Annotated in this window: 10 protein-coding genes and 1 riboswitch; of the genes, 6 read left to right on the top strand and 4 right to left on the bottom strand. The window is 51.5% G+C overall.

Annotated elements, in window-relative coordinates; all coding sequences use genetic code 11:
- Positions 1-9: 9 nt before the first annotated feature.
- Positions 10-2,046 carry an ABC1 kinase family protein gene (locus tag QJQ48_RS06190; protein WP_428843028.1) on the bottom strand — a complete coding sequence of 679 codons (2,037 nt, stop codon included), beginning with the start codon at positions 2,044-2,046 and terminating at the stop codon, positions 10-12.
- A gap of 204 nt (positions 2,047-2,250) precedes the next feature.
- Between QJQ48_RS06190 and recN the strand changes: the two genes are divergently transcribed.
- Positions 2,251-4,032 (top strand): DNA repair protein RecN, encoded by a 1,782-nt coding sequence (gene recN, locus QJQ48_RS06185; protein ID WP_346290330.1) that lies wholly within the window; start codon positions 2,251-2,253, stop codon positions 4,030-4,032.
- A 79-nt stretch (positions 4,033-4,111) separates the two neighbouring features.
- The gene (locus QJQ48_RS06180) at positions 4,112-5,692 is read left to right on the top strand and encodes a cation:proton antiporter (RefSeq protein WP_346290329.1); all 1,581 of its coding nucleotides are present in this window, start codon (positions 4,112-4,114) and stop codon (positions 5,690-5,692) included.
- A gap of 244 nt (positions 5,693-5,936) precedes the next feature.
- Here QJQ48_RS06180 and QJQ48_RS06175 read toward each other — a convergent pair whose 3' ends face one another.
- The 3 genes from QJQ48_RS06175 to QJQ48_RS06165 form a co-directional block, all read right to left on the bottom strand.
- Positions 5,937-6,422 (bottom strand): outer membrane beta-barrel protein, encoded by a 486-nt coding sequence (locus tag QJQ48_RS06175; RefSeq protein ID WP_346290328.1) that lies wholly within the window; start codon positions 6,420-6,422, stop codon positions 5,937-5,939.
- Between the two features lie 592 nt (positions 6,423-7,014).
- Positions 7,015-7,854: an ROK family protein gene (locus QJQ48_RS06170; protein WP_346290327.1), complete on the bottom strand. Its 840-nt coding sequence runs from the start codon at positions 7,852-7,854 to the stop codon at positions 7,015-7,017.
- Between the two features lie 44 nt (positions 7,855-7,898).
- Positions 7,899-8,714: a creatininase family protein gene (locus QJQ48_RS06165; RefSeq protein ID WP_346290379.1), complete on the bottom strand. Its 816-nt coding sequence runs from the start codon at positions 8,712-8,714 to the stop codon at positions 7,899-7,901.
- Positions 8,715-8,955: 241 nt separating this feature from the next.
- Positions 8,956-9,020: riboswitch (Glutamine riboswitch) on the top strand.
- Positions 9,021-9,067: 47 nt separating this feature from the next.
- Here QJQ48_RS06165 and QJQ48_RS06160 point away from each other — a divergent pair.
- The 4 genes from QJQ48_RS06160 to QJQ48_RS06145 all read left to right on the top strand — a co-directional run bounded on the left by QJQ48_RS06160 (position 9,068) and on the right by QJQ48_RS06145 (position 13,125).
- The gene (locus QJQ48_RS06160; protein ID WP_346290326.1) at positions 9,068-9,244 is read left to right on the top strand and encodes a DUF4278 domain-containing protein; all 177 of its coding nucleotides are present in this window, start codon (positions 9,068-9,070) and stop codon (positions 9,242-9,244) included.
- Positions 9,245-10,132: 888 nt separating this feature from the next.
- Entirely contained in the window at positions 10,133-11,791 is a 1,659-nt protein-coding gene (locus tag QJQ48_RS06155) for a multicopper oxidase family protein (protein WP_346290325.1), read from the top strand.
- A gap of 50 nt (positions 11,792-11,841) precedes the next feature.
- The gene (locus QJQ48_RS06150) at positions 11,842-12,633 is read left to right on the top strand and encodes a tetratricopeptide repeat protein (protein ID WP_346290324.1); all 792 of its coding nucleotides are present in this window, start codon (positions 11,842-11,844) and stop codon (positions 12,631-12,633) included.
- Positions 12,634-12,759: 126 nt separating this feature from the next.
- Positions 12,760-13,125 (top strand): hypothetical protein, encoded by a 366-nt coding sequence (locus QJQ48_RS06145; protein ID WP_346290323.1) that lies wholly within the window; start codon positions 12,760-12,762, stop codon positions 13,123-13,125.
- Positions 13,126-13,343 lie beyond the last annotated feature (218 nt).

Raw genomic sequence — 13,343 nt, 5'->3', positions numbered from 1 at the left:
CCGAATAGACTACCGCTCTGTCTGCGCGGGGGGCAAGGAGAGCTGCGGGGGCCGATGGCCGTTAGACTCCGCCACAGGCTCTGGCTCTGTCAGCAGGACGCCACGAATTAGGCGAGCTGCGGCTCGCTGAGCTAAGCCGCCTACAATGCGCTGTCCCATTTCGCGGGTTTCTGGCTTCAGCAAAACCTGAGGTAGCACAGAGGTCAAGATTGAGGCATCAAATCCGCGCGTGTCTCGTAAGATGCCGAGAATGTTGGTAATGTGCTCAAAGCTCTGCGACTGGGAGGGGGCCGGAGCGGGCGCGGGAACCGTCGCGATCCCTAAGTTTTTCTTGATGGCGTAGTTGACGCTGTGGAGCAGATCCTGGCCGAGGCGATCAAGCTGGTGGACGACTTCATCGGCAATGCGATCGCGGAAAAATTCTCCCCTTTCTGAGAAGAGGAATTCCAGAGTTTGATTGAGAGCCTTGTTCAGGTCATAGTCGTCACTGTTACGAGCATTGCGCAGCAGGTTTTCTAGCCGATTCCAGCGGAAGTTGCCGTCACGAAAGAGTAAATCATTGAGAGACGCTCGCAGTTCAGGGGCGGGATCGGTCAGCAGCCGCTTAGAAATGTAGGGATAGGCTTTGCTCAACACCTTAAATTCAGGATCAACGTTGATAGCAATACCTTCCAAAGTCACCAGGGAGCGAATAATCAGGGCGTAGTAGGCCGGAACTCGGAAAGGATACTCATACATCAGCGCCGAAAACTCATCGGTGATGCTCTTAAAGTTCAGCTCAGCTACGCTAGCTCCCAAAGCATTATTAAAGACCCTGGCTAAGGCCGGAATGATAGGAGTCAAGTCTGTATCGGGTGTGAGAAACTCTAGCTTGACATAGTCATTAGCCAGTCCCTCAAAGTCCCGATTAACCATGTGAACAACGGCCTCAATGAGGCCATAGCGCTGATAGGGCTTGACCTCGCTCATCATGCCGAAGTCTAAGTAGGCAAGCTGACCGTCTGCCGTCGCCAGCAGGTTGCCAGGGTGGGGATCAGCGTGGAAAAAGCCGTGCTCTAAGAGCTGTCGCAGCGAACACTGCACTCCCACCTCAATTAGGTAGCTGGCATCAATTCCTTGAGCGCTCAGCTTCTCCAAATTGGTTAGCTTCGTGCCTTCAATCCACTCCATTGTCAACACCCGGCGGCCTGTGTAGTCCCAGTGAATACCGGGCACATAAATATCGCGCAGATGACCGTACAGCTTGGCAAAACGCTCGGCATTACGACCTTCATGGGTATAGTCCATCTCCTCAAAGATGCGCGTGCCGAATTCGTCCATAATGCCCGTCAGATCGCTGCGCACGCGAGAAACATACTTGTCGGCCAGCTTGGAGATCTGTCGCAGAATGTAGAGATCGACAGCAATCTGCTGGGCCAGTCCGGGCCGCTGCACCTTAATAGCTACGGCTTCTCCCGTCTTCAAACGCCCCTTGTAGACTTGCCCTAAGGAAGCCGCCGCTACGGGCTGAGGCGAAATTTCGGCGTATAGCTCCTCTGGCGGTGCCCCTAGAGCTTCCTCAATAAAGTGAAAAGCGATCGCGTTGGGAAAAGGCGGCAGTTGGTCTTGCAGCTTGGCAAACTCATCTAAATAGGTAGGCGGTACCAGATCGGGGCGAGTTGAAAGTGCCTGACCAATTTTGATATAGGCAGGCCCTAAACGGGTCAGTAACTCTCGTAGCTGAACGGCTCGCTTCAGCTCATTGAGTCGAGACTTGCCCGTGCGCTGATCGAGCCAAACCTGGGTGTAGAAGCTCAGCAGAGGCCAGAGAATACCTATTAGACGCCTCAAAACTTTGAAGGGACGACGCCCATAATGCTGCTCGATGGCGGCTGGATCGTACGTCAGTAAATCAACGGGTTCGACCTGGGCTGAGCGCGGGGGCTGCTTAGAGGGGACTGAACCGACAGCGGCAACGGGTTCAGAAAGACTGTCTTGAAGCGTGCTATCTGTTGCTGAAACAGGCACAGTGGTCACTTCAAAGTCGGAAGTAGGCATTGATTTCATAGCCTCAGGTCGCATAGAGTCGCTTAGCCGTAGTGAGAAGGCATCAAAAATAAGATGCCGTTAACTATTGTAACAATATCCTTTTTCCGTCGAAACCTCATGTGCTAACCGATAGAGAAGCGTGACAACATTTGACAGGTAAACCGCTTACCATAGAGTGTGGCTGCTAGAAAACGCTCACGCCCGACTTGCAATAGGCTCAGTATGTTGGTTTCCCTGAAAATTGAAAACTTTGCGCTGATTGACCAGCTAACGCTGCCGCTCCAGCCCGGTCTGAACGTGCTTACAGGGGAAACTGGCGCTGGTAAGTCAATCATTTTAGATGCGATTGAAGCAGTCTTAGGCGGACGGGCTTCTAGCCGTCTGATTCGCAGTGGCGAAAAGAAAGCGCTTTTAGAAGCCACTTTTAGACCTCCAGGTGAGCTACAAGATTGGCTGACCCAGCAAGAAATTCCGCTGACGGAAGAAGGGTATTTGATTTGTAGTCGAGAGCTGACGGCCAGCCGTGGGGCTGTTCGCAGTCGCTCTCGGCTGAACGGGGTCGTGGTGAACAAACCGCAGCTAGAAGTCTTGAAGCCTAGCCTGGTAGAGATCACGGCCCAGGGCCAAACCATGCAGCTAGGGGCGACTAACCTACAGCAAAACTGGCTAGACGGCTTTGGCGGCGCTAAACTGCTCACCCAGCGCGATCGCGTTAGCCAGTCCTACCAAGCCGCAACAGCCGCATTTCAGACCCTCGATCGCCGTCGCAAGGCCGAGCAGCAGCGGCAGCAGCAGCTTGACCTGTTTGAGTTTCAGGGGCAGGAACTGGGGGCTGCCAACTTAGAGGAGGCAGATGAGCTGGTCAACCTACAGCAGGAACACCAGCGGCTGAGCCATGCTGTAGAGCTACAGCAGCAGAGCTATCAGGTCTATCAAATTCTCTATGAGAATGATGGCGGCGTTGAAGCCTGTGCCGATTTGCTTGGAAAGGCCAGCTCAATTCTGGCGGACATGCTGCGGTTTGACCCAGAGGTAGAGCCGATTATTGATCTTGTCAGTGATGCCATGACCCAGGTAGAAGAAGCGGGTCGGCAGATCAACAGCTACGGCGAGGGGGTTGAAACCGATCCAGAGCGCTTGCAGGCTATTGATCAGCGTATTAGCCAGCTCAAGCAGCTTTGCCGCAAATATGGGCGGGATTTACCGGAACTGCTGGAATACTATCAGGAGATTCAGGCTTCCTTGGAGCTGCTCAATGGGGATGGTCAGTCCATTGAAGCGCTAGAGCAAACCTATCAGGCGCGGCAGCAGCAGCTAGAGGCGGACTGTGCTCAGCTCACTCAGCTCCGCCAGCAGGCCGCTAAGCTTTTAGAAAAGCGGCTGGTAGAAACGCTGAAGCCATTGGCTATGGAGCGAGTCAAGTTTCAGGTGGAAATTGCCCCAGCCACCCCGTCAGCTACGGGGGCCGATCAGATTCAGTTCTTGTTTAGCCCTAATCCTGGTGAGCCGCTGCAGCCGCTGACAGAAATTGCTTCTGGCGGCGAGATGAGCCGCTTTTTGCTGGCGCTGAAGGTTTGCATTTCTGAAATTGATGGCGTCAGTACGATGGTGTTTGACGAAATCGATGTGGGCGTGTCCGGGCGCGTTGCCCAGGCGATCGCCGAGAAGCTGCATCACCTCAGCCATAGCCACCAAGTCCTTTGCGTCACCCACCAGCCGATTGTGGCAGCGATGGCCGACGCTCATTTTCGCGTAGGCAAGCAGGTGATTGACTCTGCTGAGGACAAAGACACGAAGCGGCGCAAATCTCGTAAGAGCAAAGCAACGGACGAGGCAGCTCAGGAACGCACCGTCGTTCGGGTAGCTCCCCTGAGCCTGGATGAACGGCGGGAGGAGCTGGCCCAGCTGGCGGGCGGGCAGACCCATCAGGAAGCGATCGCCTTTGCCGAGTCCTTACTTTCGCAGGCAGATAAGCTACGCCAACAGCAGCAGGTTCCGGCTTAGAGCGACTAGATGTAGGCAAAACCTACGCTTACAGGTATTTTGTTAGCTAGCAATCTCCTCAAAATAACTGGGAAAAACGATGCTTATTCTTGCAGCCGTTGAAGCCACGCTGGAAAACGCGGCGATTGAACAAAACCTGCGGCAATTTTTGCTGGTGCTGTCAGTGTCTCTGGGGGTCGCTACCTTATCGCGGGTGTTTAGCTGGCTGCGCAACATTCCCTATACGCTGTTGCTGTTGGTTGTAGGTTTAGGACTCGCAATTTTAGACGTACGGCTGGTCAATCTTTCCCCGGAGCTAATCCTCTTCATCTTTTTGCCGCCGCTGCTGTTCGAGGCAGCTTGGAATATCAAGTGGGCTAATTTGAGGCGAGATTTTGTACCCATTGGGCTGTACGCCATTTTGGGCGTCGTTATCAGCATTGCCGGGATTGTTCTGGGGCTGAGGCAGTTTGCCGGTGATTCTTTAGCGATCGCTCTCATTGTCGGGGCTAGCCTGTCGGCCACCGATCCGGTTTCCGTAGTGGCCCTGTTTCGTGAACTGGGGGTAGACAAACGGCTAACAACCCTAATGGAAGGGGAAAGCCTGTTCAATGACGGCGTTGCTGTAGTGGCCTACAACCTGCTGATTGGCATTGCTTTAGGGATCGAGCAGTTCGATATTTCGGTGACGCTGGCCCAGTTTTTTGTTTTTGTCGGCGTGGGGGTCAGTATTGGCGCTTTAATTGGCTTTGGCATTTCTTTCTTGACCCAGCGCTTCGATTTGCCTTTAGTGGAGCAGTCACTGACCCTAGTGTCGGCCTATGGCACGTATCTGGTCGCAGAAGAACTGGGCGGTTCTGGAGTCATTGCCGTAGTCACCACCGGCCTGATTTTGGGCAACTTTGGCTCGCGAATTGGCATGAATCCGCGCACCCGGCTAGTCGTTTCAGAGTTTTGGGAGTTCCTGGCCTTTTTTGTCAACTCTATTGTCTTCCTGCTAATTGGCGATCAGGTACGCTTTGAGGGCCTGATTGAGCACTTAGACTCTATCGTCACGGCGATTATTTTGCTCACGGTGACGCGCGCCATCAGTATTTTCGGGCTTGGCTTCATCAGCAATCGAATGATTGACAAAGACATTTCGCTCGGCAATCAGATCGTTCTGTGGTGGGGCGGACTCAGGGGATCGGTTTCCGTGGCGCTGGCGCTGAGCGTGCCGGTTGTTCTAGCGAATGAACGCGACGAGGTGATTGCCATCGTCTTTGGGGTTATGCTGTTTACCCTGCTCGTCCAGGGACTCACGACTAAATTTTTGCTAGTGCGGCTAGGGTTACTGGGCGATCAGCCCCTACGACAGGAATATACCCAGCTCGTGGCACGACGGGTAGCCCTTAATCGAGTCCTCGATCGCCTGCGTACTTTAGAAACCCGCCAGGAAATTGAGCCAGAGTTTGGCCGCTATCAGATGGCGCTGGTGGAAGGTCAGCTAGAGGAGGTGCAGGAAAGTTTAGATCAGCTACAGCAAAACAAGCCAGAGCTGCAGGAATATGCGGCGGAACAGCTCCGAGAAGAGCTGCTGGCAATCGAATCTGATACCTATGCCGAGTTTATTCGCGCCGGTCAGCTCAAAGATGAGCTAGCGCCGCTGCTACAAGATGTTCTCCCGGAAAAGGCTGGCTAGTGGGTGTTAGCGCTAGTGCCATTTTGGCTCCTAGTCATTTTGGTTGGACTCTATATAGAGTAAGCACTGCCCCGTGCTGTCTATTATGACTGCCGGAGATCGGAAGGTCACTCAGCTGTGCAAATCGTCTCATCACGGCAAAAAAACCTCCTTCCCGGACTGGAAAGGAGGCACTGCATGAGGGATTAAGACTGGAGCTAAAGAGGCTAGAGACGTTACCGGAACGCCTCTAGCTTTGAGTTGGCTAGAACGTATAGCCTAGACCGACAAAGCCGCTAACTTCGCTGTCGTCATTGATGGTCCAGTTGACAGAGCCGTTAGCCACTACGCGCTCGGTGAGACGATAGTCAGCCCCTGCGGTGACTAAACCGCCGAACTCATCATCTTCCGTGGTGAAAGCAACGCCACCGCCTATGTAGGGGAAGAGATTGCCTTCAGAATCAGGCGCGTTGAAGTCATAGGTCACAGGCAGCATGAAGCGGGTTGTGCCGTCATCATCGAAGTCGAGGTCGCTGTGGACAGCGGGACGAACTGAGAACTGTTCACCTAGGGTGAGCTTACCGTTGATTCCCAGGCCGACATCGGAATCACCTAAGTCGCCAATAGCAGCACCCGCACCGATGTAGTTGTAGTCAGTGGGAGCGGTTTGGGCGTTAGCGGCAAAGGGGACCACTGCGATCGCAGCTAAAGTAACGCCAGCGGTTAGTAAAGAGCGCAGAGACAGTTTCATGATTTCTCTCCTAAGAGGTCATAGAGATAGGAAGTTGAGCCGTCGAAAAGGACTGATTTGTAAACTGCAAGCAATTTTTCTACAAAGTTTTTGACTATGCAGTTTTTGTCTTTAGCTAAGCAGTGAGGAAAAGCTGGCAGGCCCGAACAGGCCGGAGCCTGAAGGAATTCATTCGGACAATAAACGTAAGGCCAAGCAGTTCTAGAAAGTTTGAGAGAACTGATTTACGTTTATCTTTGCTACTGACTTTAACCTCTTCCTTTTGTCTGGCTTCTAAGAAACACTTGTTTTTGTTTCTCTTACATACTGTTTTAGCGCTGCAATAGTGCCCTGTTGACATGTTTATGCCACTTGTTACAGTGGCTATATTTGCTGATATTCACTCAAAGCATTGAAGGGAAAGGACTTGAAGACCACTATTTAACTCCAACTAAAGAGTTTTGACCCTCACAAAACAGGGCTTTTTGCTGTTCCAGTTGCTGAGTTGTCTACAGTCAGAGAATTTGATGGGCTATTGGTGGGTTAGATCAGCAGCCTAACTCAGACGCTCACCGCGTCGATATTAGGCCGGTGGTGCAGTACCGCCTCAGCTTCACTGCCAGAGCTTGATGCCGCCAAGCAGCCCTAGCTGATTAGAAACGATGGTGACGTTTTCCGGCAGCTCAAAGCTGATCTTATCTGTTTCGCCGCCGCCAATATAAAGGTGGTCGTAGTTAAATAAATGCTGGATCTGAGCGATCGCCTTTTTCAGACGCTTGTTCCATTTCTTCTGTCCCGCTTTCTCTAAAGCCGCCCGCCCTAGCTGCTCTTCGTAGGTTTTGCCTTTGCGGAAGGGATGATGGGCCAGTTCCAGATTGGGGACAAGCCGACCGTCCACAAATAGGGCCGAGCCAAAGCCTGTGCCCAGCGTGAGTACCAGCTCTACTCCTTGCCCTTGGGTAGCTCCCCAACCCTGAATATCAGCATCATTGGCAATCCGCACAGGCCGCTTCGTCACCTGCTCTAGTGCCGTCTGTAGGTTGTAGCCCTGCCAAGCCCCGTCTAAATTAACGGCAGTCAGCGTCAGGCCACTGCGGATAACGCCAGGAAATCCCACCGCTACGCGGTCAAAGTCGCCCTGCTCTGCCGCTAAGTGAGAAACGGTTGCCACTACCGCCTCTGGCGTAGCGGGATGGGGCGTATCAATCCGCAGGCGATCGGTAACGGGTTGGCCTTGACTGTCTAATACCAGCGCTTTGATGCCGCTGCCGCCAATGTCCACAGCCAGAGTTTTAGTCGCCACTGGTTTCACATCTGCTTTTGCCTGCGAGGATGACTTGCGGCGACTAGCAGCTTTCTTAGTTCTGGTGGATGTGGATTTTGCTGTTTTAGATTTAGCAGCCGATTTAGCGGCTTTAGCATTGGTCTTTGCTTTGGCGGGATCCTGAGTCATGTTTTAATGGCTCCTCATTATAGATATGGAAAAATTCTGGCTGTCTAAGCTCCGTCTTCACTAACCTGAGGTTGCTGAAAGTGATAGATATCTCGGATCACTTCAACCCATCCCTGAGTCACTGAGTCCATAATGCGATCGCCCTTTTCTCGGCTCGCCACCGTAGCATCGCCGAGAACGCCGCTGGCGCTGAGATCGCGAGTAGCCCAGGCAAAAGGCAGTGCCCCTTCCATACTCAGCAGGCTGTTTTCGGGTAGTTCTGGCGGATAGGCTTTCACAGCTTTCTCAAAGCGCACCTGATCGGGCAAAATCGACAGCATGACGCTAGTTTCAGCATCGCCGGCGTGAATGCCTAACTCTTTTTCGCGATCGCTGAGCAGTTCGCCCGCACAGTGGGGTGCCCGCCACACAAACAGGGGAAATACCATAAAGTCGGCATAGCGCTGGTGCAGATCTCGCGCCGCAATTTCCAAAATCTGCGGCTGACCGCCGTGGGCGTTGACAAAAGCCAGCTTGCGGAATCCGGCCCGATAGACGCTTTCAGCGACGTCGGTCAAAACCGCCAGCAACGTCTGCGCTGATAGGGTGATGGTGCCGGGGAAGTGCCAGTGCTCATTGGACTTGCCGTAGTAAAGCGGCGGCAGGGCATAGGCGGGAATATCGGCTTCTAGCTGCTCTAGAGCGCGACCGACGACGGTGGTGGCGATCGCCGCATCTACCGCTAGCGGCAGGTGGGGGCCGTGCTGCTCAATCGCGCCAATTGGCTGCAAGATAACAACAGATTCTTTCTGCGGCATCGTTTTAATATCTTGCCAGGTGAGGTAGGGAAAATAGCGATCGGCGGGAATCGGATGATGCATTCTGAGCGCCATAAGAATAGTTATTCAGCCTAACGTAAACTCGGCGGCATCCCCAAGCTTTATCAAAACCGTCAGCCTTCTATACCACTCCTCAATATACCGGAAGCGCTTGAAATAGAGCCATTTCAGCTCCGCCTGCCAGTTTTCGAATCCGCCATCACCGTTCGGCAATTACGCCATTTATCGCAGACAAAACACTTGACGAACGATCCAGAAATAGTAACAATAGATACAGAAATAAATCGTTCATTCCCCTGAAACCCCTTCAAGGGAACGGAAGTAGGGAAACTCCCGAAGGAACGCGCCTCCTTAAATTCTCCACGTTGTTTATTCGTTAAAGAGGCGAAAAATCCATGAGCTTACATTATCGCGGTGTTGAATACGAACCGACCCAGCCTGATGTTGTGATCGCTGAAGGTGAGGTCATTGGTCGCTATCGGGGCGCTGTTGTGCGCCGTCATGTAGCCAAGCACGTCCCGGTTCAGCCCCAAGCTGAGGGACTAAAGTATCGTGGCGCTACAGTGCATTAAGCGCTAGTTTCAACTTTCACAGGCTAAATTACAACTCCATCTATAGCACCTCTCTTGGGGGTGCTTTTTTGTTGGCATTTTTTAAGGACCTTCGCAAATCCATAAACAGGGTTCATTTGCGTCGGCGAAACTTAATCTTCGCTAAAGTCAACCCCAGACCGACATAAAGTTCTTAGAACAAAGACGACAAGTTCTTCATGAAAACTTTAATTAGGCAGCGAGCTATAAAAGTTATGTAAAAGTTTTCTAGTTACTTTCACTGAAATCAAATTTTCTGACTTAAATGAAGCTAAACGGAATCGGCTGGACCAAATGCAGCTTCAGGATATGTCTTTGCTGGCCGCGTATTGCCCTACCCCAGGCATATCTAGCCGATTAACATCCCTTTTTCCCTTGGCAGAATTTATTAAAGCAGTTAAATTAACTATGAAGGCTTGATTGGACTTGCCGAGGTGCAATTGCTGATTTTTCCGTAATTCCCTGTAGTGCAGTTGGTTTTATACATTACTTCTACCTTGTCGTAGCGGCTAATGTTGTTGCTTCCAGACTGCAGGTCGACTTGTTCCACTGGCTTCAAAACGATCTTTTGCCAATCTGCCCTGAGCTAATTCACTTATTAATCAGGTACCACCATCACAATTTTCCCCGTGCGATCGCTGGTTCCTCGACATGATAAGTTCTGCCTTCGGGTTCAGACCTGCAAAATTCTATTGCAAGTTTGCTAGCTGAGAGTTTTTCAAATTTCCCAAAGGGCCTAGTGGTCAATAAGCTTTTTGGCTTAACTTTCTCCATTAGCTGATGGAAGCTTATTTCCCGTTTTTGGCTTTTCTGACTGCTAAACGCAAGAATAGCAACCTTCAGAGTAGAGTTCACAGTTACATCATCATCATGTCTAAAATTAATCGTCGCAAGGCGCTTCAGCTTGCCTTAGCCGCAGGCGGAGCTATGATTGTGCCTGCCACAATGCAGCGCGTTGCCCGCTCTCAGATTATTTCCGATGAGGAAGGCTACCGTAGCCCCCGCCGCCCACCTCTCTACAGACGGGATTTTGAAATTCCCCTGGTTCTTCCCCCAGTTAGAAGTGACGATCGCAGTGGCTCAAATGGTCCCCAAGATTTTAGCGGGACTGACTACTACGACATCACTATGGAGAAGACCTTCAAGGAGATTTTGCCAGGAACGCAGACTGAAATTTGGGCTTATGGCCCCACTTGCCGCCCAGAGTATCGCAACATCTATCCCTACTGCTCTGTAGGGGGCAGCGCACCGGGGCCGACCATCAAGCAGGTAGTCGGTCGTCAATCCGTCGTGCGCCAAATCAACAATCTTTTTGGCAAGGATGGCAACGGAGACGAAATCTACACTTCTGTACACCTACACGGCATGGCATCTCTGCCTCAATACGATGGGTGGGCGGACGATGTTTCTTTCCCCGGACAGTTCAAGGATTACATTTACCCCAATAATCGAGCTGCTACTATCTGGTATCACGATCACGGCGTACACCGTACTGCTATCAACGACTACATGGGGTTGGCAGCGCTATACATTGAGGAAGATCCCAATGAGAAAGAGGATATTCCTAAAGGCGAATACGATGTGCCACTGCTCATAGCTGATAAGCTTATGGACCGCGACGGTCAGCTTGTTTACGCCGATAACGGTCAGAAAGACCTCGAAGGTGACATCGTACTGGTCAATGGGGTGCCCTGGCCGGTAATGCAGGTGAAGCGCCGCAAGTATCGCTTCCGCATTCTCAACTCAGGCATTTCTCGTGCTTATAAACTGAAGCTGAGCAACCGCGATCCCTTAACAGTAATTGCTTCTGATGGCGGCCTGTTGGAGTCTCCGGTTGAAACTCGCAACTTGGTTGTAGGCGTTGCCGAACGCTACGAAGTTGTCATTGACTTTGCTAAGTATCCGGCTGGGACTCAGATTGAGTTACGCAACGGTGAGCTAAAGAACCATGAACGTTTGCCCCGTACCAACAAAATTATGCGTTTCGACGTTGTTGGCGGGCCGGTTTCTTACAATCCACCCTTGCCCAACAAGTTACGCAATGACGGCTTCAACTATCAGGAAGAAGTTAATCGCCTCAAGTCTCAGGTGAAGCGTCGTCGAGAGATTGTCTTCGAGCGCCACAACGGCATGTGGGCTATTAACGGACGTTTTTGGGCTGACGGCGGTGTTGAGGCTAATCCTGGCTTAGGGGACGTGGAAATTTGGAAGATCGTCAACAAAGGCGGTGGCTGGAATCACCCGGTTCACATCCACCTGATTGACTTCTTGATGATGAATCGCAAGAACGGCAGGCTGAACAACTATGAGCGCGGCTTCAAAGACGTTATCTATTTAGGCGAAAACCAAGAAATTAACGTTCTTACCAAATTCGGCCCTCACGTAGGCAAGTACATGTTCCACTGCCACAACGTCGTGCATGAAGACCACGACATGATGCGGGCTCTTGAGGTAGGCCAAGGCGGACCTGACCCCGTTACAACCACACCGGCGCAGCCTTACGATCCTAGCTCTGTACCTCCTCTCTAAGAAATCTCCGGAGTTTGAGAGATGTTCCTATTACTTCTGAGGTTTTCGCTATGAGTTTTTTAGGCCAAGCCAGTTGGTTAGTTAGAACGATAATTAGCGGCTGTTTGCTAGCGATCGCGCTGACGATTTTGCCAGCCTACGCCGACGCTCCCTACATGAACAGTCATGGCAAGCGTATTCCATCGTTTGAGTATCCCTACTACATTTCGCCTGAACGAACGGAAGCTGAAACCTATCTCAATGAGGGTTTAGAAAAGGCTTATCAGGGGGATCGGGAAGGGGCGATCGCAGGTTTAACCCAGGCGATCGCCACCGATTCTACCTATGAGATGGCCTACCGCTATCTGGGAGACATCTACCGGGAAACCGATCAGCTATCTCTGGCCCTAGATGCTTACAGTCACGCGCTAGAGTACAATCCATTCTTTGCCCGACTCTATAACAGTCGCGGCGAAGTGCTGATGACTTTGGGACAATACGAAGAGGCGATCGATGACTTCAGCAAAGCGATGGAGGTTTATCCCGAAGATCCGGTGGGGTACTACAACCGGGGTAAAGCCTATGCTGACTTGAAAAACTATCCCCAGGCAATTTTTGATCTGCGGGATGCCATTCGAATCAGCGACATTTACGTCGATGCCTATGTCGGGCGCGGCGAAGTTCGTCAAGCAGTCGATAACCTGCAAGGGGCGATCGCGGATTACCGCACAGCCGCTGAGCTACTGAAGGAAGAGGCAGATTCACAAGCCGATCAGGGAGAGACAACGCAATCGCAGCAGCTTTTGCAGCAGTACCAGGCTTTAGCGGACAAAGCGGAGGCTTTAGCCGCCAATCTAAGCTAAGCTTTTGAGCCGAAATTATTTGCGCCTGCTCGTCAAGCTGAAACAGTCTCTCAATCTAAGTCAAAGCATGAGGGCTTGTAGCCCAGCGTATTTAATGCAATACAGTTCTCTCACGGTTACCAACCCATGATTAAACATTTTCTGAAGGCGCTGATGCTGCCTTGCCTAATAGCCTTTCTGATAGCTGAGCTAGCTTTTGCGCTACCAGCAATGGCTCAGTCCACCAGCGATTCACTCTGTTATTTAGAAACAGAAAGCGGCGAGATTATCGATCTTAGTGAGTTCTGTGAAGAATCTGGAAGCGGTCTTACCCCCGTTGATCCTGCTAGTAGACCGCAGCAGCCAGCAACGACAGGTTTAGGGCAAACTTATCCTACCTACACTGGCCCCAATGGCGAAGCTTATGCGCAGGCCGTTAGTTACCCAGAGCCACCTAATGTGTATGACTACGGCGCGATGCAAGAGTTCGATCGCCAACTTTACGGAGATTAGACCGCAGTTTAACGCCGCGTCTTTTTTGCATTAGCCGCAGCGCTGACAAATTGCTAATACTTAACTTGAAAGAAACCGTCTGAAACTTAATCTCAGACGGTTTTTCATTACTAAGCCTAATTTTTTTTAACCACAACTCATAAGTACATAAAAGTTAGTTAACTTTTACAAAGCGTCATTTGCGGTTTTCGTCTCAAATTCGTTATATCTCAAGATGA

The sequence above is a fragment of the Sphaerothrix gracilis Ecp01 genome (assembly GCF_030405905.1).
Taxonomy (GTDB): Bacteria; Cyanobacteriota; Cyanobacteriia; order Phormidesmidales; family Phormidesmidaceae; genus Sphaerothrix; species Sphaerothrix gracilis.
This window is presented reverse-complemented; position numbering and strand designations above follow the sequence as displayed.

Excerpts from the sequence above, each read along its gene's own strand:
- QJQ48_RS06190 (WP_428843028.1), bottom strand. The coding sequence starts at position 2,046 with ATGAAATCAATGCCTACTTCCGACTTTGAAGTGACCACTGTGCCTGTT.
- recN (WP_346290330.1), top strand. The coding sequence starts at position 2,251 with ATGTTGGTTTCCCTGAAAATTGAAAACTTTGCGCTGATTGACCAGCTA.
- QJQ48_RS06180 (WP_346290329.1), top strand. The coding sequence starts at position 4,112 with ATGCTTATTCTTGCAGCCGTTGAAGCCACGCTGGAAAACGCGGCGATT.
- QJQ48_RS06175 (WP_346290328.1), bottom strand. The coding sequence starts at position 6,422 with ATGAAACTGTCTCTGCGCTCTTTACTAACCGCTGGCGTTACTTTAGCT.
- QJQ48_RS06170 (WP_346290327.1), bottom strand. The coding sequence starts at position 7,854 with ATGACTCAGGATCCCGCCAAAGCAAAGACCAATGCTAAAGCCGCTAAA.
- QJQ48_RS06165 (WP_346290379.1), bottom strand. The coding sequence starts at position 8,714 with ATGCATCATCCGATTCCCGCCGATCGCTATTTTCCCTACCTCACCTGG.
- QJQ48_RS06160 (WP_346290326.1), top strand. The coding sequence starts at position 9,068 with ATGAGCTTACATTATCGCGGTGTTGAATACGAACCGACCCAGCCTGAT.
- QJQ48_RS06155 (WP_346290325.1), top strand. The coding sequence starts at position 10,133 with ATGTCTAAAATTAATCGTCGCAAGGCGCTTCAGCTTGCCTTAGCCGCA.
- QJQ48_RS06150 (WP_346290324.1), top strand. The coding sequence starts at position 11,842 with ATGAGTTTTTTAGGCCAAGCCAGTTGGTTAGTTAGAACGATAATTAGC.
- QJQ48_RS06145 (WP_346290323.1), top strand. The coding sequence starts at position 12,760 with ATGATTAAACATTTTCTGAAGGCGCTGATGCTGCCTTGCCTAATAGCC.